The organism is Pseudomonas sp. NPDC098740 (assembly GCF_044760065.1).
GTDB lineage: Bacteria > Pseudomonadota > Gammaproteobacteria > Pseudomonadales > Pseudomonadaceae > Aquipseudomonas > Aquipseudomonas rossensis.
This window is the reverse complement of sequence record NZ_JBIWAM010000012.1, coordinates 123,281-149,764: the sequence shown is the minus strand read 5'-3', so window position 1 is coordinate 149,764 and position 26,484 is coordinate 123,281. Positions and strand designations below refer to the sequence as shown.

The following is a 26,484-nucleotide window of genomic DNA, read 5'->3' as shown; positions in this document are numbered from 1 at the left end:
CCCCCTGTGGGAGCGGGCTTGCCCGCGATGAGGCCAGTCAATTCAATGAAGATCCCGCGAGTGCCTTGGCCAAACGCTTCCCCCGCGCACCCGCCGCCAAATCCATCACACCCTGATCGCGCTGCCACATCGCGACCCAATGCTGCGGGCCATCGGCCAGTGCCTGAGCCACCTCAGCCTTGAGCCCATCGAACTGCGCAAACAAGCCACCGAGCAACACATGCCCGGACGGATTATTCGGCGCCTGCCGGCTGACTTCCGCACACCCGGCCAGCAGCGCCAGCAAACGCAGTTGCAGGGCTTGCGGCCAGTCGCTGTCCTGACCGATGCCGTACAGCCAGGCGGTCATGGCGCTCAGAACGTAAATGTCTTCAAGGGTGCGAAACGGTTTGACGTAAGCATCCCAGCCATCCCCCGCCAACAGTTCGCACTGAGCGTTATCGAGAAACAGCCGGCCATGGCTGATGTCTGGCATCAACGGGATCGCCGGTAGCTTCTCCAGACGCACGCCCGGCTCATCGGGATAGACCACCGCCAGACTCAGGCGCGGTTTTTCATCGGGGGCTTCACTGCGAGCAGCGATCAGCAGCCAATCGGCGGCATCGCCTGCGGTGACAAAATCCTTGCGCCCGCTCAGACGCAAATCGTGCAGGCGGGTCTGCATGTCCGCCACCCGCAGGCTGCGCTGTTCGGTCGCGCACAAGGCGCCGAGGCTCAGCGGCGCGCTCGGCCAGAGCATGCGCAACGCCGCCTGATAGCCCACCAGAAACGCCAGCCCCGGCGTCGACATCAAACCCCCGCCGGCCACCGCCAGTTCAAACGGCGTGACGTTGCCCAACTGGTGCAACAAGGTCGCGAAACCCTCGCCCAGGTCCGGGTTGGCGGGCAAACGATCGCGGCGGCTCAGCAGGTTTTGCCAGGGCATAAGAGGCTCCTCGTGGGCTGTCATATAAGCATCACCAAAGCTTCATGGCGATGACACCGGGGCTACATAGCCTGACTTTGCACAACACGGCTGCATAAAGAAAGTCGATCGGCTGCAACCCAAGACGGGTGACCGGCCCGTATGGAGATTCGCAATGACTCAGATCGCCCGCATCAGCGACACCGGCAATGAACGCCGCCTGCAAGCCGAACGCCTGGTGGGCGCCGAGGCCTTGCAGGAAGCCCAGGCCCTGCGCTTCAACGTGTTCAGCGGCGAATTCAACGCCAAGCTGAAAGGCGCGGAGCTGGGTCTGGACATGGATGACTATGATGTTCACTGCGCCCACATCGGCGTGCGTGACTTGAACACCGGGCGCCTGGTGGCGACCACCCGTTTGCTCGACCACACGGCCGCCAGCAGCCTGGGCAAGTTCTACAGCGAAGAAGAATTCAGCCTGCATGGCCTGGTCCATCTGAAAGGCCCGATCCTGGAAATCGGCCGCACTTGCGTCGACCCGGCGTACCGCAATGGCGGCACCATCGCCGTACTCTGGGGCGAACTGGCCGAAGTGCTGAACCAGGGCGGCTACAGCTACTTGATGGGATGCGCGAGCATTCCAATGCAGGACGGCGGCATCCAGGCCCACGCGATCATGCAGCGCCTGCGCGAACGTTATCTGTGTACGGAACACCTGCGGGCCGAACCGAAAAAACCGCTGCCGAGCCTCGACATCCCGTCCAACGTCATCGCCGAAATGCCACCGCTGCTCAAGGCCTACATGCGTCTTGGCGCGAAGATCTGCGGCGAGCCGTGCTGGGACGAAGATTTCCAGGTCGCCGACGTATTCATCCTGCTCAAGCGCGACGAACTCTGCCCGCGTTATGCCAAGCACTTCAAGGCGGCCGTGTGATGAGCCGGCTACGGGTGTACGCGCGGATTGCGCGAGTGTTGGTGGTGGTGGCGCTGGGTTTGAGCATGGCCAGTGTGTTTGGGCTATTCGAGCGTTTGGGGATTGCTCATTCGATGGTCCGTCGCCAGCGCTGGTCGCGATTTTTCATGGCACGCCTGAGCAATGCCCTGCCCTTTCGCGTGACCCTGCACGGTGAATTGCCGAAGGCGCCGATGCTCTGGGTCAGCAACCATGTGTCCTGGACCGACATTCCGCTGCTGGGCATGCTCACGCCGCTGTCGTTCCTGTCCAAGGCCGAAGTGCGCACCTGGCCGGTGGCGGGCTGGTTGGCGGCCAAGGCCGGCAGCTTGTTCATTCGCCGAGGGTCGGGTGACAGTCAGTTGATTCGCAAACAGATGACCCGTCATCTGGAGCAGGAACATCCGCTGCTGATGTTCCCGGAAGGCACCACCACCGATGGCCGTTCGTTGCGTACTTTCCACGGTCGGTTGCTGTCTGCGGCGATCGACTCAGAAGTGAAGTTGCAGCCGGTGGCGATTCGTTATCTGCGCGACGGGGAGCTCGATTCGCTGGCGCCGTTCATTGGCGATGATGATTTGCTCTCGCACTTGATGCGCTTGTTTGCCCATGATCGGGGTGAGGTGGAGATTCATCTGCTCAAGCCGATCGCGTGTGAAGGTCGCGAGCGTGCGGCACTGGCGTTCGAGGCGCAGCAAGCGGTGCAGAAGGCGTTGTTTGGGGCGATCCCGCAGGCACAACCGGAACCGCTGCGCCCCGCAATCGCGGCTTAAACACACATCCCCTGTGGGAGCGAGCTTGCTCGCGATTGCGGTGTGTCATTCAACATCTTTGTTGAATGTGAAGCCGCCATCGCGAGCAAGCTCGCTCCCACATTGGTTTTATGTCGTTGAATGGTTCTGCGCGAAGTCCTGAAGCTGCGGATAGAACAACCGAAAGTCATCGCTCAACGGTTCATACAACACCCGCAATTCCTGCATCGCTGCGGCCAGCTCCTCCGGTCGCGTCAGCCGCCGTGAAATCCCCCGCAGCACCTGCTCCAACACCGCAAACTCCCGGTAAGAACCCAACCAGTCATTGGCGACCATGTGCGGCGCGATCTGCGCCAGCCGTTCCGGCAATTGCGCCTCGGCGGACAACACCCGATACACCCCCGAAGTGAATTGTTCCAGTGGCTGATCGGCGTACAGCGTCCAGTCCCGGGCCAGGCAATGGTCGAAAAACACGTCGAGCACGATCCCGGCGTAACGCCTGCGGGTCAGGGAAAAACGCGACAACGAGATATCCACCAACGGATGGCGGTCGGTAAAGACATCGATGCTGCGATGCAGCTGGATGGCCGCTTCGATCTCCGGATCGAACTGCCCTTGCAGCCGCCCTTTGACGAAATCGCCATACAGACTGCCGAGCAATTGACCGGGGCGCTGGCCACCGAGGTGCAGATGTGCGAGATAGTTCATGCGCGCAGCTTAGCACTGCGCCTTTGTATCGTTACACCCAACATATCGTTATAACTCGATATACCGAATTACTCGGTCGTCAGACCAAAATCATATTGGTATATCGCGAAGTACCGATTTAAAGTTCGCCTCATCGCGATATAGCGTTTTACTCATCACGAGCCCAAACCATGACCATCGACCTCGACGAAATAATAAAAGCCCTGGCACACCCAGTACGCCGAGACATCCTCATCTGGCTGAAAGACCCCAAAGTCCAGTTCCCGGAACAGATCCACAACCACGAGTACGGCATTTGCGCCGGACAGATCGATCAACGCTGCGGCCTGTCGCAGTCGACCGTGTCCGCCCATTTGGCGAACTTGCAACGTGCGGGACTGATCAGCAGCCAGAAAGCCGGTCAATGGCACTTTTTCAAACGCAACGAGGACGTGATTCAGGCGTTCCTCGACGCCATCGTCAAGGAGCTCAGCGCTCCGACAAGGAACTGAACAATGCCCCTCTCGCTACTCATTCTGGCCTTGAGTGCCTTCGCCATCGGCACCACCGAGTTCGTCATCATGGGCTTGCTGCCCGATGTGGCGGCCGACCTCGGTGTGTCGATTCCCGGCGCCGGCTGGCTGGTGACCGGTTACGCCCTGGGCGTGGCCATCGGTGCACCGTTCATGGCGCTGGCGACCTCTCGATTGCCGCGCAAGGCCGCGCTGGTAGCGTTGATGGGCATCTTCATCGTAGGCAACCTGCTCTGTGCAATGGCTACCGACTACAACGTGCTGATGTTTGCCCGTGTGGTGACCGCCCTCTGCCACGGTGCGTTCTTCGGCATTGGCTCAGTGGTGGCAGCGGGTCTGGTGCCAGCGAACAAGCGCGCTTCGGCCGTGGCATTGATGTTCACCGGCCTGACCCTGGCCAACGTGCTCGGCGTTCCGCTGGGCACCGCGCTCGGTCAGGAAGCCGGCTGGCGTTCGACCTTCTGGGCGGTGACCGTGATTGGTGTGATCGCATTGATCGGCCTGATCCGTTTCCTGCCGGCCAAGCGCGATGAAGATAAACTCGACATGCGCGCCGAACTGCGCGCCCTCAAAGGCGCCGGGATCTGGCTGTCGTTGAGCATGACCGCGTTGTTCGCGGCTTCCGTATTCACTCTGTTCACCTACGTCGCCCCGCTGCTCGGCGATGTCACTGGCGTCTCGCCCAAAGGCGTGACCTGGACCCTGATGCTCATCGGCCTGGGCCTGACGGTCGGCAACATCATCGGCGGCAAGCTGGCTGACAAAGGCATGGCCGCAACGTTGATCGGCGTCTTTATCTCGATGGCCGTGATCTCGACCGTGCTGACCTGGACCAGCGTTGCGCTGATTCCGACCGAAATCACCCTGTTCCTCTGGGCCACCGCGTGCTTTGCCGCCGTGCCCGCCCTGCAAGTGAACGTGGTGACCTACGGCAAAGCCGCACCGAACCTGGTGTCGACCCTGAACATCGGCGCTTTCAATATCGGCAACGCACTGGGTGCCTGGGTCGGTGGCAGCGTCATCGCCCACGGTTTCGGCTTGACCAGCGTTCCTCTCGCGGCAGCAGCACTGGCGGTACTCGCCCTGCTGGTGACCCTGATTACCTTCCGTCAGAGCGGCAATCCCGAACTGGCCCCTGCTACCAACTGATCTCTACAAGAGAGCTATTTCATGACGACTATTTTCGATCCGATCAAACTGGGCGACCTCGAGTTGGCCAACCGCATCATCATGGCGCCGCTGACCCGCTGCCGCGCCGACGAAGGCCGCGTGCCAAACGCGCTGATGGCCGAGTACTACGTGCAACGCGCCTCGGCCGGTCTGATCCTCAGCGAGGCCACTTCGGTCACGCCGATGGGCGTCGGCTACCCGGACACCCCAGGTATCTGGTCCAACGATCAAGTGCGTGGCTGGGCCAATGTGACCAAAGCGATCCACGGCGCGGGCGGCAAGATTTTCCTGCAACTGTGGCACGTCGGCCGTATTTCCCACGGGTCGTACCTGGACGGTGAAGCGCCGGTCGCACCAAGCGCCATTCAGCCAAAAGGCCATGTCAGCCTGGTTCGACCACTGGCCGACTTCCCAACCCCACGCGCCCTGGAAATCGCTGAAATCGCCGACATCGTCGACGCCTACCGCGTCGGTGCCGAGAACGCCAAGGCGGCCGGTTTCGACGGTGTGGAAATCCATGGCGCCAACGGTTACCTGCTCGACCAGTTCCTGCAAACCAGCACCAACCAGCGCACCGACAACTACGGCGGTTCCGTGGAAAATCGTGCGCGCCTGTTGTTGGAAGTGACCGATGCCGCGATCGAAGTCTGGGGCGCGGGCCGCGTGGGTGTGCACCTGTCACCCCGTGCCGATCTCCATGACATGGGCGACGACAACCTGTCCGAGACCTTCACTTACGTCGCTCGCGAACTGGGCAAACGTGGCATCGCCTTCATCTGCTCCCGCGAGAAAGAAGATGGCGACAGCCTGGGTCCACAATTGAAAGAAGCGTTCGGCGGCCCGTACATCGTCAACGAACGCTTCACCAAAGACAGCGCCAACGCCTGGCTCGCCAGCGGCAAGGCCGATGCGGTGGCCTTCGGCGTGCCGTTTATTGCCAACCCGGACCTGCCGGCACGTTTGAAGGCCGATGCGCCGCTGAACGAAGCGCGTCCGGAACTGTTCTATGGCAAGGGGCCGGTCGGTTATATAGACTACCCGGCGATGTAAGCTTCAACATTGAAATGAAAAAGCCCCGACTCGAAAGAGCCGGGGCTTTTTTGTTGCTCGCGACTATCAAAGAAAACTCGATAACAACTCACATGTCGCTCGACTTAAAAATATTCAGAAAACAATATTAAACATTGAAAGCTTGTTGGATCATCCACAGCAAATCATTATTCACACCGCTAGCACACCGTATCTTTCTAACATGACAAAACCATATAAACTCTTATTATCAACCCACTTTCAATAGAGTAAAAACATGAGCAATGAAGAAATCGACAACACCAATCCCAAGCCCTATATTCCAGGTTTAACAAACAGCTTCAGCTGGTCCCTGCTTGGGCACTTAGCTACCGGACTGGTCAACGCAACGAAGGACCCGTCGTTACTCCAGCAAATATCAGAAGCCCAGACAGCGATTAAAAAAGAATCACAACGCATTGAAGAAGAAGAAAAACTTCAAGCCGAATATGAAGCGCACAAAAATACGCTATGGGGGAAATTCAACCAAGGCAAAAACGAAATAAAACTATTGACCTTCGTCCATAACAATACTGATGAAACGATCCAGCTGATTGATACAGACTTCGAAGTCGAGGATATGTCCGAATGTGACATTCCGCCTTACTCAATCGCCACGATGGATGCAAAAAAGTACTTTAACTCCAACAAACTTTCAGCTGTTACTGGCCGGGACCAAACGTTTATCAAGAAGTTTTTCACTTATGGCGCAGGCGACATGAAATGTCGTTTTGATACAAGCATGGTAGTGAAGGTTTCGTTCGGTATTATTGCGACCACATTGACGCCGACCTGGAACCATCAGGCACGCTCCATAGGCCGCAAGAAACTGGTATGCACATCACGATTGAGAGCGAACGCACCCGAAACGCCATACAGCTACTGCCTGGATATCCATATCGGAGAAGAGTAGTCGCCCATCCAGTAACGCTGCCTACCTCGTACATCGAGTAGAACCTGAACAACCTTCAAAAAACAGGATGCCGTTGGTTGGCCGCACGGCGCCCTCTAAAACGGGATCGCTCACACTCGTTCACAGACTCGCAACAAATCACCTACAAAATACGTAGCTCACTACCTATCAACCCGACCAGCATCCATATATAACAGCAGCCTATGGCGAGAAGGCGAGCGAAGGCATGAACCTTCGCTCGCCTAAAGTGTTGACACAACCGGACTCAATTACGCATTTTGTCGAAGGCTTGGACTCAAGCGCAGCATGTCCAACCCTGTATCGGCCCAACGCTCGGCGTCGATGTGCAGTTCAAAGCTGTCGGGCGCCAACAGCCACTGATACAGGATGCCGTCGATGTACGCATGCAGGCTGATGGCTGCGCGCGCAGTGTCGAGGTTCTCCGGTAACTGCCCCCGATTCACCGCATTACTCAGGGCCAGGGCGATCCGCTCATTGCAATCAAGGCTGACCTCTCGACGCTGCTGGCGCAGGTCGCACATTTCATCGGTGAATTCGCACTTATGAAACAGAATCTCATTGATGCGTCGGGTTTTCGGGTCCAGGGCAACTTGATGAAACAAATGAATCAGCAGCTTGCGCATGCAGCCGAGGGGGTCGAGTTCATCTTCGCTTTCACTGGCCTTGGCCATTTCATCCAGCGGCTCTTGCAAGGTATCAAGCATGGCCTGCACCAAATCCGCCTTGTTGCTGAAATGCCAGTAGATGGCCCCGCGGACCCCGGCCAAGGTAGCGATATCCGCCAGTGTCGTGCGCGCCACGCCCCTTTCGTAAAAGGCTTTTTCTGCCGCTTCCAGTATCTGGCTGCGGGTTTCTTGAGCTTCCTCTTTGGTACGACGGACCATGGCAGTACAACCTCAATCAGGATGCTTCAGCGATGCCTGAACATCAGCTGAATAAAAGTGGGGCGCGCGTTCTTGGGCGTCGTCCCCGGCCTACAATTCGAACCCTTGAACGGCTTTTGTAACGGTGTGGATACGCGGCCAAGGTATTTACAAACAACCATGAACGTAAGTATATTCCTTAGCAAGCTACTTATCCACTCAGCGCACATTTTTTACCTTTCCACATTTCGAGTGCGCAATTTGCGCGCCTGACCCGAGGATTTTCATGCAATTCAAGCCAGCTGTTACCGCTCTGGTCACCGCCCTCGCCTTGGCATCGCTGCTCAGCGGATGCAAAAAGGAAGAGGCGGCACCTGCCGCACCACCCCCTCAGGTCGGCGTCGTTACTCTGCAACCTCAAGCTTTCACCCTGACCTCCGAGCTTCCGGGCCGTACCAGCGCGTACCGCATCGCCGAAGTTCGCCCTCAGGTTAACGGCATCATTCTCAAGCGCCTGTTCAAGGAAGGCGGCGACGTCAAGGCCGGCCAGCAGCTGTATCAGATCGATCCGGCGGTTTATGAAGCCACCCTGAAAAGCGCCGAAGCCAACCTGCAACAGACCAAATCGATCTCCGACCGCTACAAGCAGTTGGTCAGCGAACAGGCTGTGAGCCGTCAGGAATACGACACGGCCCTGGCCAACCGGTTGCAATCGGAAGCCTCCCTGCAAAGCGCCCAGATCAATGTGCGTTACACCAAGGTTTACGCGCCACTCTCCGGCCGCATCGGCCGCTCGACCGTGACCGAAGGCGCGCTGGTCACAAGCGGCCAGGTCGACGCGATGGCGGTGATTCAGCAACTCGACCCCATCTACGTCGACGTCACCCAGTCTTCGGTAGAGCTGCTGGAACTGCGCCGCGAACTGGAAAGCGGTCGTCTGCAAAAATCTGGCGACAACGCGGCCAAGGTCAAGCTGACCCTCGAAGACGGCAGCCAGTACAAACAGGAAGGCAAGCTCGAGTTCTCGGAAGTCTCGGTAGACCAGACCACCGGTTCCGTGACCTTGCGTGCGGTATTCCCGAACCCTGACCACACCCTGCTGCCAGGCATGTTTGTACACGCCCAATTGCAGGCCGGTGTGAACAGCGCGGCGATCCTAGCTCCGCAACAAGGCGTGACCCGTGATCTCAAAGGCACCCCGACCGCGCTGGTCGTCGGTCCGGACAACAAGGTCGAACTGCGTCAGCTCAAGGCCAGCCGCACTATCGGCAGCCAGTGGCTGATCGAAGACGGTCTGAAGGCCGGCGATCGACTGATCACCGAAGGGCTGCAATACGTCAAACCTGGCATTGAAGTAAAAGCCAGTGAAGCGACTAACGTTGGCGCAAAGAACCCGGCCCCCGCACAGGCAGCTAACAAGGCTTCCAGCGGCAAAGGGGAGTAAATCATGTCGAAATTTTTTATCGACCGTCCGATTTTTGCCTGGGTAATTGCCCTGGTCATCATGCTGGTCGGGGCACTATCGATCCTCAAACTCCCGATCAACCAATACCCGAGCATTGCGCCTCCGGCCATTGCGATCCAGGTGACCTACCCGGGCGCGTCCGCACAAACCGTGCAGGACACTGTGGTGCAGGTGATCGAGCAACAGCTCAACGGTATCGATAACCTGCGTTATGTCTCATCGGAAAGTAACTCCGACGGCAGCATGACCATTACCGCGACCTTCGAGCAGGGCACCAACTCCGATACCGCGCAGGTTCAGGTCCAGAACAAGCTGAACCTGGCCACCCCGCTGCTGCCGCAAGAAGTGCAGCAACAGGGTATCCGCGTCACCAAGGCAGTGAAAAACTTCCTGATGGTGATCGGCGTGGTGTCGCGCGACGGCAGCATGACCAAGGACGACCTGTCCAACTACATCGTGTCGAACATGCAGGATCCGATCTCGCGGACCGCCGGTGTCGGTGACTTCCAGGTCTTCGGTGCGCAGTACGCAATGCGGATCTGGCTCGACCCGGCCAAGTTGAATAACTTCAACCTGACCCCGGTGGACGTGAAAACCGCCATCGCCGCGCAGAACGTCCAGGTGTCGTCCGGTCAACTCGGTGGCTTGCCTGCCGTGGCCGGTCAGCAACTGAACGCGACGATCATCGGCAAGACCCGCCTGCAGACCGCCGAGCAGTTCAAGGCGATCCTGCTCAAGGTCAACAAGGACGGTTCGCAAGTGCGTGTCGGCGACGTGGCGGATGTCGGTCTGGGCGGTGAAAACTACTCGATCAGCGCCCAGTTCAACGGCAGCCCGGCCTCCGGTCTGGCGGTGAAACTGGCCAACGGTGCCAACGCCCTCGACACTGCAAAAGCCCTGCGCAAAACCATCGAAACCCTCAAGCCGTTCTTCCCGCAAGGGATGGAAGTGGTGTTCCCGTACGACACCACGCCGGTGGTGACCGAGTCGATCAAGGGTGTGGTTGAAACCCTGGTCGAAGCGATCGTGCTGGTGTTCCTGGTGATGTTCCTGTTCCTGCAAAACTTCCGCGCCACCGTCATCACCACGATGACCGTGCCAGTCGTATTGCTGGGTACCTTCGGGATCCTCGCGGCGTTCGGCTTCAGCATCAACACCCTGACCATGTTCGGCATGGTGCTGGCCATCGGCTTGCTGGTGGACGACGCCATCGTCGTGGTGGAAAACGTCGAACGGGTCATGAGCGAAGAAGGCCTGTCACCCAAGGAGGCCACCAAGAAATCCATGGGGCAGATCCAGGGTGCACTGGTCGGTATCGCCCTGGTGCTGTCGGCCGTATTGCTGCCGATGGCGTTCTTCAGCGGTTCCACCGGTGTGATCTACAAGCAGTTCTCGATCACCATCGTCTCGGCCATGGCCCTGTCGGTACTGGTCGCGCTGATCTTCACCCCGGCGCTCTGCGCAACCATGCTCAAGGCGATTCCGAAAGGCGAGCACGGCGTGCCGAAACGCGGCTTCTTCGGCTGGTTCAACCGCAATTTCGACCGTGGCGTCAAAAGCTACGAGCGTGGCGTGGGCAACATGCTCGCGAACAAGGCCCCGTACCTGCTGGCGTACCTCATCATCCTGGTCGGCATGATCTGGCTGTTCACCCGCATCCCAACGGCGTTCCTGCCGGAAGAAGACCAGGGCGTATTGTTTGCCCAGGTGCAAACCCCGGCCGGTTCCAGTGCCCAGCGCACGCAAGTGGTCGTGGATGAAATGCGTGAATTCCTGCTGCGTCCGAGCAAGGACGGCGGTGAAGGCGATGCGGTGGCCTCGGTGTTTACCGTGACCGGCTTCAACTTCGCCGGCCGTGGCCAAAGCTCGGGTATGGCGTTCATCATGCTCAAACCGTGGGACGAACGTAACGCCGAAAACAGCGTGTTCAAACTCGCAGCCCGTGCCCAACAGCACTTCTTCACCTTCCGTGACGCCATGGTGTTTGCTTTCGCACCGCCGGCGGTACTGGAACTGGGTAACGCCACCGGTTTCGACGTGTTCCTGCAAGACCGCGCCGGTATCGGTCACGACAAGCTGATGGAAGCGCGTAACCAGTTCCTCGGCATGGCGGCGCAAAGCAAGATTCTGTCGCAAGTGCGTCCCAACGGCCTGAACGACGAACCGCAATACCAGCTGGAAATAGATGACGAGAAGGCCAGTGCCCTGGGCATCACCCTCACCGACATCAACAACACCCTGTCGATTGCCTTGGGCAGTAGCTACGTCAACGACTTCATCGACCGCGGTCGGGTGAAGAAGGTTTACGTGCAAGGCCAGCCGGGTGCGCGCATGAGTCCTGAAGACGTCAAGAAATGGTATGTGCGCAACAGCGCCGGCACCATGGTTCCGTTCTCGGCGTTCGCCAAGGGTGAGTGGATCTACGGTGCACCGAAGCTGTCGCGTTACAACGGCGTAGAAGCGATGGAAATACTCGGTGCCCCGGCGCCCGGTTATTCCACCGGTGAAGCCATGGCCGAAGTCGAAGCCCTGGCCAAGAAACTGCCGGCCGGTGTGGGTATTTCCTGGACCGGTCTGTCATACGAGGAACGGTTGTCCGGTTCGCAAGCGCCAGCGTTGTACGCCCTGTCGCTGCTGATGGTGTTCCTGTGTCTGGCGGCGCTGTACGAAAGCTGGTCGATCCCGATCGCGGTGATGTTGGTGGTACCGCTGGGGATCATCGGTGCGCTGATGGCGACCAGCCTGCGCGGCCTGTCCAACGACGTGTATTTCCAGGTGGGCCTGTTGACGACCATTGGTCTGGCGGCGAAAAACGCCATTTTGATTGTCGAATTTGCCAAGGAACTGCATGAACAAGGGCGTAGCCTGCGCGATGCCGCGGTCGAAGCCTGCCGGATGCGTTTGCGACCGATCATCATGACGTCGCTCGCTTTCGTCCTCGGTGTGGTACCACTGGCAATTTCCACGGGTGCAGGTTCGGGTAGCCAACATGCGATCGGTACCGGGGTGATTGGCGGTATGCTCACGGCCACGATCCTGGCGATCTTCTGGGTCCCACTGTTTTTCGTCACCGTATCGGCCATGGGGCAGCGCAAAACCGCTGACCAGGACGACGCTATTGAACCTTCTAAAGAGGCTGGCTAATGAGCAAGTCGCTACTCTCCCTGGCTGTCGCCGCCTTCGTGCTCGGCGGCTGCTCGCTGATTCCCGATTATCAGCAGCCTGAAGCACCGGTGGCGGGCCAGTACCCGCAAGGTCCGGCGTATTCGCCGGCCCAGGCGCCTGCCCAGGCTGCCGCCGAACAGGGCTGGAAGCAGTTTTTCCATGACCCTGCGCTGCAACAGCTGATCCAGGTCGCCCTGGAAAACAACCGTGACCTGCGTGTCGCGGCGCTGAACATCGACGCGTTCGCGGCTCAATACCGCATCCAGCGTGCCGATCTGTTCCCGGCGGTGTCGGCCAACGGCACCGGCAGCCGTCAGCGGGTCCCGGCACGTGCCTCGCAAACCGGCGAAGCGGGTATCACCAGTTCCTACTCGGCCACGGTCGGCATCAGCGCCTATGAACTCGACCTGTTCGGTCGGGTTCGCAGCCTGAGCGAAGAAGCCCTGCAGAAGTACTTCGCCACCGAAGAAGCACGCCGCACCACCCAGATAAGCCTGGTGGCCAGCGTGGCCAATGCCTACCTGACCTGGCAAGCCGACAAGGAGCTGCTGAAACTGACGCAGGACACCCTTGGTGCATTCGACGAGAGCTACAAGCTCACCGCCCGCAGCAACGAAGTGGGTGTCGCCTCGGCGCTGGACCTGGCCCAGTCGCGTACCTCGGTGGAAAACGCCCGCGCGCAAATGGCCAAGTACACCCGTCAAGTCGCCCAGGATGAAAACAGCCTGGTGTTGCTGCTCGGCACTGGCGTCCCGGCCAATCTGCAAGCGGCCAAGCCATTGGCTGACGACCTGCTGAGCAAAGTGCCGGCCGGCCTGCCATCGGACTTGCTGCAACGACGCCCGGACATCCTCCAGGCCGAATACAACCTGAAAGCCGCCAACGCCAACATCGGCGCGGCACGGGCGGCGTTCTTCCCAAGCATCAGCCTGACGGCCAATGCCGGCAGCCTGAGCCCGGACCTGTCCGGTCTGTTCAAGGGCGGTTCGGGCACCTGGCTGTTCCAGCCGCAGATCAACCTGCCGATCTTCAACGCCGGCAGCCTGCGCGCCAGCCTGGATTATTCAAAAATCCAGAAAGACATCGGCGTGGCGAACTACGAGAAGTCCATTCAAACGGCCTTCCAGGAAGTCGCCGACGGCCTGGCTGCCCGCCAGACCTACACCGATCAGTTGCAGGCCCAGCGTGATTTCGTCACCGCGAACCAGGACTACTACCGTCTGGCCGAGCGTCGCTATCGCATTGGTGTCGACAGCAACCTGACCTTCCTCGATGCCCAGCGCCAGCTGTTCAGTGCTGAACAGGTACTGATCACCGACCGTCTGGCGCAACTGGTCAGTGCCGTCAATCTGTACAAGGCACTGGGCGGTGGCTGGAACGAGCAGACCGCGAAGAACGAGCCGTTGAAAGAAGAAGCGCCGAAGCTGAAGTTGTTCTGATAGCGCTGTAAAACAAGAAGCCCACCGATCGGTGGGCTTTTTGTTGTCTGCAGGAAAAGGGGGGTTGTCTGGTCTGGCGCCTTCGCGAGCAAGCTCGCTCCCACAGGGGATTTTGGGTGAACACATCATTTGAATTCACACCGGAAAACTGTGGGAGCGAGCTTGCTCGCGATGGCGTCAGCTCAGATACCGCAAATCGCCAGGATCACTCCCGCGATTCAACCCCCAACTCATCCCACACCGACTCCGCCAGATGGAACGTCGCATTCGCTGCCGGAATGCCGCAGTAGATCGCGCTCTGCATGATCACTTCCTTGATCTCGCCGCGGGTCACGCCGTTGTTGGCGGCGGCGCGCAGGTGCAGTTTGAGTTCTTCGTTGCGGTTCATGCCGATCAGCATGGCCATGGTGATCAGGCTGCGGGTATGACGCGGCAGTCCCGGACGGGTCCAGATGTCGCCCCAGGCGTGACGGGTGATCATCTCCTGAAACTCCGAGTTGAACTCGGTCAGCGCGTTCAGGCTGCGGTCGACATGGGCGTCGCCGAGTACGGCACGGCGGACTTTCAGGCCTTCGTCGTAACGTTGTTTCTCGTCCACAAAATAACCCTCAATGGCCTGACAAAAATGCCAGAACCCGTTCGCTGAACGCAGCGCCGGCCTGGACGTTGGACAGGTGCGCCGCATAGAACTCGGCGTACTCGGCGCCCTGCACGTGTTGCTGAATGAAGCGCCCGCCGGACGGCGGCGTGACCGCGTCTTCGGTGCCGGCGATGACCAGCAGCGGCACTTTGATCGAGGACAACTGATCGCGGAAATCGGCATCGCGCACGGCGGCACAGTTCGCGGCATACCCTTCAGGCGAGGTGGCTGCGAGCATGTCAGTAATCTTCTTCGCGGCAGCAGGATTGGCTTCAGCAAAATCCGCGGTGAACCAGCGCGCAATTGACGCATCACGAAGGGCGACCATGGCGGCCGGACCGTCACGCAGCACGGTTTCAATGCGTGGGTTCCATACCGACGGATCACCGATTTTCGCCGCGGTGTTGCACACCACCAGTGTGTTCAGGCGATCACCAGCGTTGATCCCCAACCACTGGCCAATCAGCCCGCCCATGGACAGACCGCAGAAATGCGCGCGTTCGATGTGCAACGCATCCAGCAGCGCCAGCACGTCATGGCCCAGTTGCTCGATGCTGTACGGCCCCGGCGTGACCAGCGATTGGCCATGACCACGGGTGTCGAAACGCAGCACGCGCAAATGCTCGGTGAACGCCGCAACTTGCGCGTCCCACATGTGCAGGTCGGTGCCCAGCGAGTTGGACAGCACCAGCACCGGCGCATCCGCCGGGCCATCGAGTTGCGGCCCTTGAATTTGGTAGTGCAGTTCGCCCTCGGCGAGTTGTACGAAAGCCACAGCAATCTCCTTCAGGCAGTCAACGCAGAATGTTCAGCCACCGCTCGCTCGACCCAGGTATGGGCCTGACCGAGGTAATGGGCGGGGTCCAGCAGATGATCGAGTTCAGCATCCGACAGTTCGGCGGTTACTTGCGGCTCGTCGCCGAGCACCGCTCGCAGATGACGTTGTTCAGCCACTGCGCGCTTGCAGCATTGCTCCAGCAAATGGTGCGCCGTGTCGCGCCCCACTCGTTGAGCGAGGACGATGCTCACCGCTTCGGCGAGCACCAGCCCTTGAGTCAGATCGAGGTTGCGGGCCATGCGCTCGGCGTCCACTTCCAGTCCATCCGCCACCAGCATCGCTTGTTTCAGGCTGCCGGACACCAGGCAGCAAATCTCCGGCAGGGTTTCCCACTCAGCATGCCACAGACCCAGGCTACGCTCGTGTTCTTGAGGCATAGCGCTGAACAGGGTCGAGAGCAAACCCGGAACGCGCGTCGCAGCACCGATCAACACCGCCGCGCCCACCGGGTTGCGTTTGTGCGGCATGGTCGAAGAACCGCCCTTGCCCGGCGCGGAAGGTTCGAACACTTCAGCGGCTTCGGTCTGCATCAACAGGCTGATGTCGCGGCCAAGTTTGCCGAGGCTGCCGGCGATCAAACCGAGTACCGATCCGAACTCCACCAAGCGGTCTCGCTGGGTGTGCCAAGGCTGCTCCGGCAACGTCAGTTGCAACTCTTCGGCCAGTGCCTGGGCAATTGGCATCGCCTGCTCGCCGAGGGCCGCGAGGGTTCCGGAGGCGCCGCCAAATTGCAGCACCAACAATCGTGGTTTGAGCTCCAGCAGACGTTGGCGGCTGCGGGTGACAGCGCCCAGCCAACCGGCGATCTTCATGCCGAGGGTGACGGGCGTCGCGTGCTGCAACCAGGTGCGCCCGGCCAATGGTGTGGCGACGTAACGCTGGGCTTGGGCCGAGAGGATTTCGCCCAGTTGCGCCAGATCGCTTTCGATCAGCTCCAGCGCGCCACGCAGTTGCAACACCAGACCGGTGTCCATCACGTCCTGACTGGTCGCGCCCAGATGCACATAGCGCTCGGCTTCGGCGTTGCTGGCCGCGATCTGTTTACCCAACGCCTTGACCAACGGAATCGCCGAATTGCCCGCCGTGGCAATCGCCTCGCCGAGAGCAGCGAAGTCGTAATGCCCGGCCTGACATGCCGCTTCAATATTCGCGACAGCCGTTTGCGGAATCAGCCCGACCCGCGCCTCGGCCCGGGCCAGTGCCGCTTCGAAATCAAGCATCGCTTGAATCCGACCCTGATCGCAGAACACCTCACGCATACCGCGTGCAGTGAAATAGGCATCGAACAATTGATTGCCCGGTCGCTCTTTCATAAACAGTCCCTGCAGGCGTGGGCCAGTCAGGCCTACGCGTAGAAATCAAAGTCGTTGTGCAATACTTCGACTGGCAATGCAATCTCTGTGGCGAGGGGTAAGCCCCTCGCCACAAAATCTCCCTGACCAGCAGGGCCTTCATCACTCAATAATCGAAGAACACCGTCTCGGCATCCGTCCCTTGCAGAATCACATTCCACTGATAAACACCCGAAGCATCAGCCTTGGCCAGCAACGTGCTGCGGCGTTCAGCCGGCACACATTCCAGCAGCGGATCCGCCACATTGGCCGGTTCGCCATCAAAGTAAATCCGCGTCAGCAAGTGCTTCACCAACCCGCGAGCAAACACCAGCACCACCAGATGCGGCGCCTGAGTCGTGCCTTTCAAGCCTTCCACCGTGCCCGGTTTGATCGTGGTGAATCGAAAGCGCCCTTCGGCATCCACCGGCACCCGGCCAAACCCTTCGAAGTTCGGGTCCAGGGGTTTGTCCTGATCGTCTTCGGGGTGGTCATACTTGCCGGCGGCGTTGGCTTGCCAGACTTCCAGCATCGCGTCGTTGACGACGTCGCCGTTGCCATCGATGACTTGCCCGGTGATCGCCACGCGCTCGCCCAGTGTTTGTTCGACCGTCAGGCCTTCGCGGTTCAGCCAGGTCAGGCCGATGTGGTAATACGGCCCGACGGTGTGGGATGTGGTCGCGTTCAGCGTCATCTTATTTCTCCATCGGCGTGGCTTCGCGGCCGCGCAAGACGATGTCCCAGCGATAACCGAGGGCATAGGAAGGGATGGTTTTTTCCAGGTCGAAACTGGCGATCAAACGCTCTTTGGCGCTGGTATCCGGTACGCAGTTGTAGATCGGGTCATACGCCAGCAACGGATCGCCCGGGAAATACATCTGCGTGACCAGGCGCGTCAGAATGCTCGGCCCGAACAGTGAGAAATGGATGTGCGCCGGGCGCCAGGCGTTGTGGTGGTTGCCCCACGGATAGGCGCCGGGCTTGATGGTCTGGAACTGGTACCCGCCATCGGCGTCGGTCACGGTGCGGCCGGTACCGGTGAAGTTCGGGTCCAGCGGCGCATCGTGCAGGTCGCGATCATGGTTGTAGCGACCGGCGGCATTGGCCTGCCAGATCTCCACCAGAATCCCTGGCACCGGCAAGCCATCTTCATCCAGCACGCGGCCGTGAATGATGATGCGCTCGCCCAGTGGCTCGCCCTTGTGCTGGGCGGTCAGGTCGTTGTCCTTCTCCTGCACACGCTCGGCGCCGATGGTCGGACCGGTAATTTCCGACAGTGAATGGGGCAAAAACACCAACGGCTTGGACGGCGAGCGACGGTTGGTGGATTGATAGGCCGGGTGCAGGTATTCCGGCTGGGTGCCCTCTTGCGGGCGGCGGTAACCAGGCTTGTCAGTCATTACGCTTTCCTCTGTTCTTATTAGCCGACGCTTTCTATTTATTGAAGCTAAGCGTCAGACCCGTTCGATCGCCAAGGCCAGACCCTGGCCGACGCCGACGCACATGGTCGCCAGACCTTTCTTGCCACCCGTTTTTTCCAGCTGATGCAGCGCGGTCAGCACCAGGCGGGCGCCGCTCATGCCCAACGGATGGCCCAAGGCAATGGCGCCACCGTTCGGGTTGACCTGGGCCGCGTCGTCCGCCAGCCCCAGTTCCCGCAACACCGCCAAACCCTGGCTGGCGAACGCTTCGTTGAGTTCGATCACATCGAAATCGCTGACGGCCAGGCCGAGACGTTCGGTCAGTTTGCGCACCGCAGGCACCGGACCAATGCCCATTACCCGGGGTGCGACACCGGCACTGGACATGCCCAGCACTTTGGCGCGAGCCGTCAGGCCGTGTTTTTTTATGGCTTCGGCCGAGGCCAGAATCAACGCCGCTGCACCGTCGTTCACCCCGGAAGCATTGCCGGCGGTGACGGTTTTGTCGGGACCGTTGACCGGTTTGAGTTTGGCCAGGGTTTCCAGCGTGGTGTCGGCGCGAGGATGCTCATCCTGGCTGACGACGGTTTCACCTTTCTTGTGGGCAATGCGCACTTCAACGATTTCTTCGGCGAAAAATCCTGCGGCTTGCGCGGCGGCTGTCCGCTGCTGACTGCGCAGTGCGAAAGCGTCCTGATCCTCGCGGGAAACTTCGTAATCGTCAGCCACGTTGTCGGCGGTTTGCGGCATCGCATCCACGCCGTATTGGGCTTTCATCAACGGGTTGATGAAGCGCCAGCCGATGGTGGTGTCTTCCAGCTTCATGTTGCGCGAGAACGCCGCGTCAGCCTTGCCCATCACAAACGGGGCGCGGGACATCGACTCAACGCCGCCGGCAATTGCCAATTCCATCTCGCCACTGGCGATCGCCCGAAATGCAGTGCCGATGGCATCCATACCCGAGGCGCAGAGGCGATTGAGGGTCACGCCCGGAATGGTTTCCGGCAGGCCCGCCAGCAACAATGCCATGCGCGCCACGTTGCGGTTGTCTTCGCCGGCCTGGTTGGCGCAACCGAGGAACACCTCGTCCACTGCGTTCCAGTCCACCGACGGGTTGCGCTCCATCAATGCCTTGATCGGCACGGCGGCAAGGTCGTCGGCGCGAACCGCCGACAGGCCACCGCCGAAACGGCCGATGGGGGTGCGAATTGCGTCGCAGATATAAACGTCACGCATCAGGCTTCTCCGGGTGTTTGGCCGTGGGCCGCGGCAGTGCGGGCTTCCAGATCCCTGAGCGCCTTCAGTTCGACCTCGGTCGGCTCAGCAGTGTTTTCAACATGCTCGGCGAAGCGAATCGCCCAACCGGTTGCGGCGACCACTTGTTCACGGGTCACCCCTGGGTGCAGCGCGGTGACCACGAATTCATGGGTGCCGGCTTCCGGTTCCATGATGCACAAGTCAGTGATGATGCCGACCGGACCGACGCCCGGCAGACCAAGACGCTTGCGCGAATCACCACCCTCGCCATGGCCGACCGAGGTAATGAAGTCGAGTTTGTCGACAAAAGAACGCGCCGATTGCTTGAGGATGATCAGCACGCTTTTGGCCGAACCGGCGATCTCCGGCGCACCGCCGGCACCCGGCAGGCGGACTTTCGGCTGATGGTAGTCGCCCACCACCGTGGTGTTAATGTTGCCGAAGCGGTCGACTTGCGCGGCGCCGAGGAAACCGACGTCGATGCGCCCGCCCTGCAACCAGTAGCGAAAAATCTCACCGGTCGGGACGACGGTGTCAGCGGTTTCCGCCAGTTCACCGTCACCGATCGACAGCGGCAGCACGCTCGGTTTGGCACCGATCGGACCCGATTCGTAGATCAGGACTACATCTGGCGAGGAAGTCAGACGCGCCAGGTTGGCGGCTTTCGACGGCAGGCCGATGCCGACGAAACACACCGAACCGTTTTTCAGACGGCGGGCAGCGGCGACGGTCATCATTTCATTGGTGGTGTAAGTCATTACTTGGCCTCCGAAGCAGCGGCCAGTTTGGCCTGGAACTCGCTGAAGTCAGCGCAGCCGTGGATGTACTTGTTGATCCACGCGGTGAAGGTTTCACGGTCGCGGGCAATCGGGTCCCAAGCCTGGTAGAAACGGTTATCACGCTCGTTGTAGCCGTGAGCGTAGGACGGATGCGCGCCGCCGGGAACGTGGCAGACCGCGCTCAACGCCCAAGTCGGCAGAACGCAGGAGTTCATCGGTGCATTGAGGTCGTCGACGATTTCCTCGACGGTAACGATGCAACGCTTGGCGGCCAGTGCCGCTTCTTTCTGCACGCCGAGAATGCCCCACAGCAACACGTTGCCTTTGCGGTCGGCTTTCTGTGCGTGAATCACGGTGATGTCCGGGCGCACCGAAGGCACGGCCGCCAATACTTCACCGGTGAATGGGCAGGTGACGGTTTTGATCAGCGGGTTGACCTTCGGCAGGTCGGAGCCGGCGTAGGCACGCAGCACCGCGAACGGTAGGCCGGAAGCGCCAGCGACGTAGGCATTGGCCAGGTCGGCGTGACTGTGCTCTTCGATTTCCAGCGCGTGCGGCCACTGCTTCTCGACGGCATCACGCAGGCGATGCAGCGAACCGACACCCGGGTTACCGCCCCAGGAGAAAATCAGCTTGCGAGCACAACCGGCGCCGATCAACTGGTCGTAGATCAGGTCAGGCGTCATCCGCACCAGGGTCAGGTCTTTCTTGCCCTGGCGAATGATTTCGTGACCCGCCGCCGTAGGGATCAGGTGAGTGAAGCCTTCGAGCGCGACCGTATCGCCGTCGTTTACGAATTGCTTCACCGCGTCGTGCAGCGAAAGGATTTCAGCCATGGGGCAGGCTCCCGTTTTGTTATGAACCGCAGTGTAAGAAAAAGGCGCGATGCGCAGCGCCGGAATGACTGAAGAGTAAGCCCCTGAAAAACGCCAAACAATCCGATAATCGACTGAGTGTTCGTTTATCGAACAGATTGTTGCCTGACTATCGTTCTCTGTCGCCTGCAAAAGATCGCAGCCTTCGGCAGCTCCTACGGGTGTTCGCTTTCCTCTGTAGGAGCTGCCGCAGGCTGCGATCTTTTCCGCTACACCGCTATCTCAAGCCGGATCAGGTCGCATCCGCATGACTGACCATGCCCTTGATCACCACCGCCGTGGCCGCCAGGGCTGCCGGAATCACCAGCGCCGTCAGCACCTGCTCGAAGTTCCAACCCAGGCCCAATAGCGTTGCGCCCATCCACGCACCGAGAATCGCGCCAAAGCGGCCAATCCCGAGCATCCACGACACCCCGGTCGCCCGCCCCTGCGTCGGATAAAACCGCGCCGCCAGGGAAGGCATCGCCGATTGCGCGCCGTTGACGCACATCCCGGCCACGAGCACCAACGTCGCCAATAGCGTGATGTTGCCCAGGCTCTGCCCTACCGCGTAGGCAAACACCCCGGCGAATAGATAGAAAATGCCGATAACCTTGTGCGGATTGAACCGGTCCATCGCCCAGCCCACGCCCACCGCGCTCAATACCCCGCCAAACTGGAACAACGCGCCAATGAATGCCGACTGCTCCATGCTCGCGCCACTGTCACGCATCAGCGTTGGCAACCAACTGGTCAGCAGATAAACGATCACCAGCCCCATGAAGTAGGTCAGCCACAGCAACAAGGTGCCGGTGCTGTAGGTGCCGGAGAAGATCACCGCGAATACGTTGCGGGCCTTCACGGTTTTCTGTTCGGGCACGCTGAAGCTGGAAGCCTGAGCGACGACGGTTGGATCGATGGGCGCCAGGGTCTTGCGCACTTTGTCAGTGCCGCGATTGCGGACGACGAGGTAGCGCGCCGATTCCGGCAGCCAGAACAGCAATACGACGGCGAGGATCAGCGGCAAAATCCCGCCGATCATCAGCAGACTGTGCCAACCAAAGGCCGGAATCAGTTTGGCGGAAATGAAACCGCCGCCCGCCATGCCGAGGTTGAAGCCGCAGAACATGCTGGTCACCAGCAGGGATTTCTTGCGCTCCGGGGTGTATTCGGACAGTAGCGTCGTGGCGTTCGGCATACCCGCGCCAAGGCCCAGGCCGGTGAGGAAACGCAGTACCAGCAACTGATCGACGTTGGTGCTGTAAGCCGAAGCCAGGCTGAACGCGCCGAACAACAGCACCGCGCCCACCAGTACGATTTTTCGCCCGAAGCGATCAGCCAATGGGCCAGAACCCAGTGCGCCGAAGACCATGCCGATCAACGCCGCGCTCATCACCGGGCCGAGACTGGCGCGGTCGATGCCCCAATCCTGAGACAGGGCGGGCGCGATGAAACCCATGGCCGCCGTGTCGAGGCCATCGAGGAAAACAATCAGGAAACACAGGATCACCACTCGCCATTGGTAGCGCGAAATGGGTTGAGCATTGATGAAGGACTGCACGTCGAGGCAGTTTCCTACAACAGACTGAGGCTGGTTCATTATTTTTATTCCACGCGAAGAACGCAGTCGGATAGGAGCCAGCCAAGGCTGGCGCTGCCGCGACATTAGTGATCTTGGGGAAAGAGCGTCAATTCGATAAACGCGAGTCTGTGCGTTTATCGAACAGCTTAGGCAAATGGCTTACGCAAAGAGTTGCGCGCTGAGGTCGCGACTCGCGCTCAGAAGGCCAGGCAGGAAACGTTGTTCCAGCTCGTTGCGGCTGACTCGGCCGGCGTGGGTACTGACATTGAGCGCCGCGACCACTTGGCCGGAAGCGTCGTACACCGGAACGGCAATCGAGCGCAGGCCCTGCTCCAGTTCCTGATCGACGATGCACCAGCCTTGCTGCCGCACCTCTTGCAGGCATTCGAGCAACGCCTCGGGGGTATGCAGGGTTCGGCTGGTCTTGGCTTGCAGCTCTGCATGGTCGAGGTACTCGCGCAGTGACGTGTCGTCCAGCGCCGCGAGAAGAATCCGGCCCATCGAGGTGCAATAGGCGGGCAGGCGACCACCCACCGACAGGTCAACGGAAATCAGTCTCTGGGTGGTGGCCGAACGAGCGATGTACAAGATGTCATCGCCTTCCAGAGTGGCCATGTTGCAGGCTTCATGAAGTTGCTCGCTCATGCGGTCCAGGTAGGGCTGAGCGGAAACCGCCAGCGGCGTCGAGGACACATAGGCATGACCAAGCGTCAGTACTTTAGGCAGCAGCGAATAGGTGCGGCCGTCGGTAGTGGCGTAGCCAAGTTTGATCAGCGTGTGCAGGCAACGTCGCACAGCGGCGCGGGGAATTTCCGTGCGGTGACTGATCTGGGCGATGGTGAGGTGACGTTTGCGCTCCTGGAACGCTTGCACCACGGCCAAGCCACGGGCCAGGGATGTCATGAAATCCGGGTCGCCGGTCAGTGCCTGGATCCGCTTGGCGGGCGAGGCAACGATCGGCGGCGCCACTGAAGCGAAGGAATTGCGCATTTGATCGTTCATATAAGGTCCTTTTCCCACACGGTTCAGCGGCTATTACAAGCGGCAGCCGGTCCCTCACACAACCCCGGCCAGCCAAGACCGTTCGATTATCGAACCGTCGACCGATAATCGCAATCGGACCAGCCGATTATTGAACGAGCTCGCACCTGTTTTTACACTGGCTCTGACGCAGACTAGAAGGGTCGATGTAATTGTCCTAACTTGTTCGACTTAATGGCGTCAGAAAGACATCACTGTAAAGTCGTGCCGCTGAACGACCTAGTTAGCCGTATAAAGTTGCGAGTAACAAAACAATCACACATCAAGACCCACTTTTAACTCTTTGGCGATAGTGTTCTTCGAATCGACCGCTATAATGCAATTAAGTGGTGACCGGGTTTTAATTGCCGATTCCGCCACCCGGTAGCGCGATGTTCCATCGCCGTTACCCGCAGCAAGCGCCTGACACTCATTTCATATGCTTAGCCAAGGCGTTCGCTGAAACAGGAAACTGATGCTACGACAGCTGTTTATCTCTGGTGCCGTGGCCGCCTGCAACATGGAAGTAATTGATCGCAATGCCGTAAAAAATGATGCCTTTGCGGGCCTTGTGCTTTCGGCGAGCGTGGTCAAATACATTTGATGCAGCGCGTTTCACCAGAATTTATCTCAACTCAATCAGGTAGCACTGTGACGAAAGACGAACTGCGCGCGGAACTTGAGCGCCAGGAACAACGTTACAAGGAAGTTTACGGCGGGGAAGTCACCACCTACGCCGCTCAGCCCGAACCGGAACGCAAACCCTGGCGTAAACGCGCCACCGTTCAGGATCAGGCTTTCACTCAAGAATTGCAGAAAATGGAAAAGGAACTCAAAGCCGAAGAACCATAAGCCCTCGGCCTTTCAAGGGTCTGCGTCTGCACCCGTTAAAAACGGGATGTATCGATGATGCCTTTCGCGCCCGCTACGAGCGGGCAGCGGCCACCTCAGCCACCGGATGAGGCAAATGGCGCATGTCTGGCCCTCTTTTCAGATATTTCACACAGGCGTTAAAACCTCTTGCTCCTACGAGAGGACGCCTTGTGGCTGCGGCCTTTTCAAAGAAATTCAATGACTTGCAAAACCCAGTAAAAACCTGGGGCTTGGGCTGCTGCCACAAATTAATTCGTTGAAGAATGTTACCGATGAGCACCTAGTGCATCGATTAGCAGTCTTTTCTGGCATAATCGCGCCCCCTTACGACCGGGTCAGAAAACCTTCATGATCGATTTATTCAGCGGACTAGATGCTTGGGTGCTTGTGAGCCTCTTGCTCGCCCTGGCCTTTGTCCTCGCCTTCGAGTTCATCAACGGCTTTCATGACACCGCTAACGCGGTGGCCACTGTTATCTACACCAAAGCCATGCCGCCCCATCTGGCGGTGTTTTTTTCCGGTGTGTTCAACTTTCTCGGCGTGCTGCTGGGCGGTGTCGGCGTGGCGTATGCCATCGTCCACCTGCTGCCGGTAGAGCTGCTGATCAATGTGAACACCGGTCACGGGCTGGCCATGGTGTTCTCGCTGCTCGCCGCCGCTATCACCTGGAACCTGGGCACCTGGTACTTCGGTATCCCGGCTTCCAGCTCCCATACGCTGATCGGGTCGATCCTCGGTGTCGGCCTTGCCAACGCCTTGATCAACGACATTCCGTTGGCTGATGGCGTGAACTGGCAGAAGGCAATTGATATCGGTGCGTCCCTGGTGTTCTCGCCAATGGCGGGCTTCCTGGTCGCCGCTCTGATATTGATCGGCCTTAAATGGTGGCGTCCACTGTCGAAGATGCACAAGACACCGGAACAGCGCCGCAAGATCGACGACAAGAAACACCCGCCGTTCTGGAACCGCCTGGTGCTGGTCATTTCAGCCATGGCCGTGAGCTTCGTGCACGGCTCCAACGATGGCCAGAAAGGTATCGGCCTGATCATGCTGGTGCTGATCGGTATCGTACCGGCGCAGTTCGTTCTCGACCTGGGCAGCACGACTTACCAGATCGAACGGACTCGCGACGCGACCCTGCACCTGAGCCAGTTCTACAAGCGCAATGCCGATACGCTGGGTGAATACCTGGCCCTGGGCAAAAGCGTGGAAGGTGATCTGCCGGAGAAATTCCGTTGCAACCCGCAACAGACCGAACCGACCATTACCGCCCTGCTCGGCACCCTTAAAGGTGTAGCCGACTACCACTCGCTGCCGTCGGAAAGCCGCATCGAAGTGCGTCGCTACCTGCTCTGCCTGGACGACACGGCGAAGAAAGTCGGCAAGCTGCCAGGCCTCGCGCCCCGTGAAAAGGCTGACCTGAACAAGCTGCGCAAAGACTTGACCACCACCACCGAATACGCCCCGTTCTGGGTGATCCTGGCGGTCGCCCTGGCCCTCGGCCTGGGTACCATGGTCGGCTGGAAACGCGTGGTACTGACCATCGGCGAGAAGATCGGCAAGCAGGGCATGACTTACTCCCAAGGCATGTCGGCTCAGATCACTACCGCAAGCCTGATCGGCATGGCCAACATCTTCAGCCTGCCGGTGTCCACCACCCACGTCCTGTCCTCGGGTGTGGCCGGCACCATGGTCGCCAACAAAAGCGGCCTGCAAGGCGGCACCGTCAGAACCATCCTGCTGGCCTGGGTCCTGACCCTGCCAGCCACAGTGAGCCTGTCGGCCGGCCTGTTCTGGCTGGCGTCGAAGGCACTGGGCAGCTGATACATCGCTGCTAAAAAAGGCGCGTCCCGTGAGGTTCGCGCCTTTTTATTGCCCGCATTTCGGTATAGATCGTTCCCACGCGTGGGAACGATCATGCAAAGATTTTCAGACACAAAAAAAAGGGCAACCGAAGTTG

General features: G+C 59.6%; 25 protein-coding genes. 12 read left to right on the top strand and 13 right to left on the bottom strand.

From position 1 onward, the window contains the following. Positions 1 to 37 precede the first annotated feature (37 nt). Positions 38 to 925 carry an acyl-CoA dehydrogenase gene (locus ACIQU2_RS16900; protein ID WP_403142675.1) on the bottom strand — a complete coding sequence of 296 codons (888 nt, stop codon included), beginning with the start codon at positions 923 to 925 and terminating at the stop codon, positions 38 to 40. Positions 926 to 1,079: 154 nt separating this feature from the next. Between ACIQU2_RS16900 and olsB the strand changes: the two genes are divergently transcribed. Together olsB and ACIQU2_RS16890 are read left to right on the top strand one after the other, a co-directional pair. Continuing rightward, complete coding sequence (gene olsB / locus ACIQU2_RS16895) at positions 1,080 to 1,835, top strand: L-ornithine N(alpha)-acyltransferase (protein WP_008152922.1); 756 nt, start codon at positions 1,080 to 1,082, stop codon at positions 1,833 to 1,835. Next, positions 1,835 to 2,626 carry a lysophospholipid acyltransferase family protein gene (locus ACIQU2_RS16890; RefSeq protein WP_403142672.1) on the top strand — a complete coding sequence of 264 codons (792 nt, stop codon included), beginning with the start codon at positions 1,835 to 1,837 and terminating at the stop codon, positions 2,624 to 2,626. The genes olsB and ACIQU2_RS16890 overlap by 1 nt, the downstream gene beginning before the upstream one ends. Positions 2,627 to 2,734: 108 nt before the next feature. Here ACIQU2_RS16890 and ACIQU2_RS16885 read toward each other — a convergent pair whose 3' ends face one another. Continuing rightward, positions 2,735 to 3,313 carry an ACP phosphodiesterase gene (locus ACIQU2_RS16885; RefSeq protein WP_403142670.1) on the bottom strand — a complete coding sequence of 193 codons (579 nt, stop codon included), beginning with the start codon at positions 3,311 to 3,313 and terminating at the stop codon, positions 2,735 to 2,737. A 170-nt stretch (positions 3,314 to 3,483) separates the two neighbouring features. Here ACIQU2_RS16885 and ACIQU2_RS16880 point away from each other — a divergent pair, with 170 nt between their 5' ends. The 4 genes from ACIQU2_RS16880 to ACIQU2_RS16865 all read left to right on the top strand — a co-directional run bounded on the left by ACIQU2_RS16880 (position 3,484) and on the right by ACIQU2_RS16865 (position 6,976). After that, entirely contained in the window at positions 3,484 to 3,804 is a 321-nt protein-coding gene (locus tag ACIQU2_RS16880) for a helix-turn-helix transcriptional regulator (protein WP_347802846.1), read from the top strand. Positions 3,805 to 3,807: 3 nt separating this feature from the next. Then, positions 3,808 to 4,974 carry an MFS transporter gene (locus ACIQU2_RS16875; RefSeq protein WP_403142668.1) on the top strand — a complete coding sequence of 389 codons (1,167 nt, stop codon included), beginning with the start codon at positions 3,808 to 3,810 and terminating at the stop codon, positions 4,972 to 4,974. Positions 4,975 to 4,995: 21 nt separating this feature from the next. Beyond that, positions 4,996 to 6,045, top strand: coding sequence for an alkene reductase (locus tag ACIQU2_RS16870; RefSeq protein WP_403142666.1), 1,050 nt, complete (start codon positions 4,996 to 4,998; stop codon positions 6,043 to 6,045). Positions 6,046 to 6,301: 256 nt separating this feature from the next. Continuing rightward, complete coding sequence (locus tag ACIQU2_RS16865) at positions 6,302 to 6,976, top strand: hypothetical protein (RefSeq protein ID WP_403142664.1); 675 nt, start codon at positions 6,302 to 6,304, stop codon at positions 6,974 to 6,976. Between the two features lie 269 nt (positions 6,977 to 7,245). On the opposite strand, the gene emhR is transcribed toward ACIQU2_RS16865, so the two are convergent. Next, complete coding sequence (gene emhR / locus ACIQU2_RS16860) at positions 7,246 to 7,881, bottom strand: efflux system transcriptional repressor EmhR (RefSeq protein ID WP_403142662.1); 636 nt, start codon at positions 7,879 to 7,881, stop codon at positions 7,246 to 7,248. 265 nt (positions 7,882 to 8,146) lie between these two features. Here emhR and emhA point away from each other — a divergent pair, with 265 nt between their 5' ends. Genes emhA through emhC form a run of 3 tightly spaced genes read left to right on the top strand, consistent with a single transcriptional unit; the run spans position 8,147 to position 13,929 of the window. After that, complete coding sequence (emhA, locus tag ACIQU2_RS16855) at positions 8,147 to 9,304, top strand: efflux RND transporter periplasmic adaptor subunit EmhA (protein WP_347802840.1); 1,158 nt, start codon at positions 8,147 to 8,149, stop codon at positions 9,302 to 9,304. A 3-nt stretch (positions 9,305 to 9,307) separates the two neighbouring features. Next, positions 9,308 to 12,469 carry an efflux RND transporter permease subunit EmhB gene (gene emhB, locus ACIQU2_RS16850; RefSeq protein WP_347802839.1) on the top strand — a complete coding sequence of 1,054 codons (3,162 nt, stop codon included), beginning with the start codon at positions 9,308 to 9,310 and terminating at the stop codon, positions 12,467 to 12,469. After that, on the top strand, positions 12,469 to 13,929 hold the full coding sequence (emhC, locus tag ACIQU2_RS16845; RefSeq protein WP_403142660.1) for an efflux RND transporter outer membrane subunit EmhC: 1,461 nt from the start codon (positions 12,469 to 12,471) through the stop codon (positions 13,927 to 13,929). Before emhB ends, emhC begins: the two co-directional genes overlap by 1 nt. A 205-nt stretch (positions 13,930 to 14,134) precedes the next feature. Here emhC and pcaC read toward each other — a convergent pair whose 3' ends face one another. The 10 genes from pcaC to pcaR form a co-directional block, all read right to left on the bottom strand. Continuing rightward, entirely contained in the window at positions 14,135 to 14,527 is a 393-nt protein-coding gene (gene pcaC / locus ACIQU2_RS16840) for a 4-carboxymuconolactone decarboxylase (RefSeq protein ID WP_033060940.1), read from the bottom strand. 10 nt (positions 14,528 to 14,537) lie between these two features. Continuing rightward, positions 14,538 to 15,344 (bottom strand): 3-oxoadipate enol-lactonase, encoded by an 807-nt coding sequence (pcaD, locus tag ACIQU2_RS16835; protein ID WP_403142656.1) that lies wholly within the window; start codon positions 15,342 to 15,344, stop codon positions 14,538 to 14,540. Positions 15,345 to 15,355: 11 nt separating this feature from the next. Further along, complete coding sequence (locus ACIQU2_RS16830) at positions 15,356 to 16,720, bottom strand: 3-carboxy-cis,cis-muconate cycloisomerase (RefSeq protein WP_403142654.1); 1,365 nt, start codon at positions 16,718 to 16,720, stop codon at positions 15,356 to 15,358. Between the two features lie 145 nt (positions 16,721 to 16,865). Continuing rightward, complete coding sequence (pcaG, locus tag ACIQU2_RS16825) at positions 16,866 to 17,432, bottom strand: protocatechuate 3,4-dioxygenase subunit alpha (RefSeq protein ID WP_403142652.1); 567 nt, start codon at positions 17,430 to 17,432, stop codon at positions 16,866 to 16,868. A gap of 1 nt (position 17,433) precedes the next feature. Continuing rightward, positions 17,434 to 18,138, bottom strand: coding sequence for a protocatechuate 3,4-dioxygenase subunit beta (pcaH, locus tag ACIQU2_RS16820; RefSeq protein ID WP_403142649.1), 705 nt, complete (start codon positions 18,136 to 18,138; stop codon positions 17,434 to 17,436). Between the two features lie 54 nt (positions 18,139 to 18,192). Beyond that, positions 18,193 to 19,398, bottom strand: a complete 1,206-nt coding sequence (gene pcaF, locus ACIQU2_RS16815) for a 3-oxoadipyl-CoA thiolase (RefSeq protein WP_347802852.1) — start codon at positions 19,396 to 19,398, stop codon at positions 18,193 to 18,195. Beyond that, positions 19,395 to 20,174 carry a CoA-transferase subunit beta gene (locus tag ACIQU2_RS16810; protein ID WP_403142647.1) on the bottom strand — a complete coding sequence of 260 codons (780 nt, stop codon included), beginning with the start codon at positions 20,172 to 20,174 and terminating at the stop codon, positions 19,395 to 19,397. Before ACIQU2_RS16810 ends, pcaF begins: the two co-directional genes overlap by 4 nt. Continuing rightward, positions 20,174 to 21,031 (bottom strand): CoA transferase subunit A, encoded by an 858-nt coding sequence (locus ACIQU2_RS16805; RefSeq protein ID WP_403142645.1) that lies wholly within the window; start codon positions 21,029 to 21,031, stop codon positions 20,174 to 20,176. The genes ACIQU2_RS16810 and ACIQU2_RS16805 overlap by 1 nt, the downstream gene beginning before the upstream one ends. A 271-nt stretch (positions 21,032 to 21,302) precedes the next feature. Next, positions 21,303 to 22,649 (bottom strand): MFS transporter, encoded by a 1,347-nt coding sequence (locus ACIQU2_RS16800; RefSeq protein ID WP_403142644.1) that lies wholly within the window; start codon positions 22,647 to 22,649, stop codon positions 21,303 to 21,305. Positions 22,650 to 22,790: 141 nt separating this feature from the next. Next, positions 22,791 to 23,633 carry a pca regulon transcriptional regulator PcaR gene (gene pcaR / locus ACIQU2_RS16795; RefSeq protein ID WP_008147316.1) on the bottom strand — a complete coding sequence of 281 codons (843 nt, stop codon included), beginning with the start codon at positions 23,631 to 23,633 and terminating at the stop codon, positions 22,791 to 22,793. Between the two features lie 493 nt (positions 23,634 to 24,126). Here pcaR and ACIQU2_RS16790 point away from each other — a divergent pair, with 493 nt between their 5' ends. From ACIQU2_RS16790 to ACIQU2_RS16780, 3 genes are all read left to right on the top strand, one after another. Continuing rightward, entirely contained in the window at positions 24,127 to 24,255 is a 129-nt protein-coding gene (locus ACIQU2_RS16790; RefSeq protein WP_259696353.1) for a hypothetical protein, read from the top strand. Between the two features lie 47 nt (positions 24,256 to 24,302). Next, on the top strand, positions 24,303 to 24,503 hold the full coding sequence (locus tag ACIQU2_RS16785; protein ID WP_007935837.1) for a hypothetical protein: 201 nt from the start codon (positions 24,303 to 24,305) through the stop codon (positions 24,501 to 24,503). 369 nt (positions 24,504 to 24,872) lie between these two features. Next, positions 24,873 to 26,348, top strand: a complete 1,476-nt coding sequence (locus ACIQU2_RS16780; protein WP_403142640.1) for an inorganic phosphate transporter — start codon at positions 24,873 to 24,875, stop codon at positions 26,346 to 26,348. Positions 26,349 to 26,484: the final 136 nt, after the last annotated feature.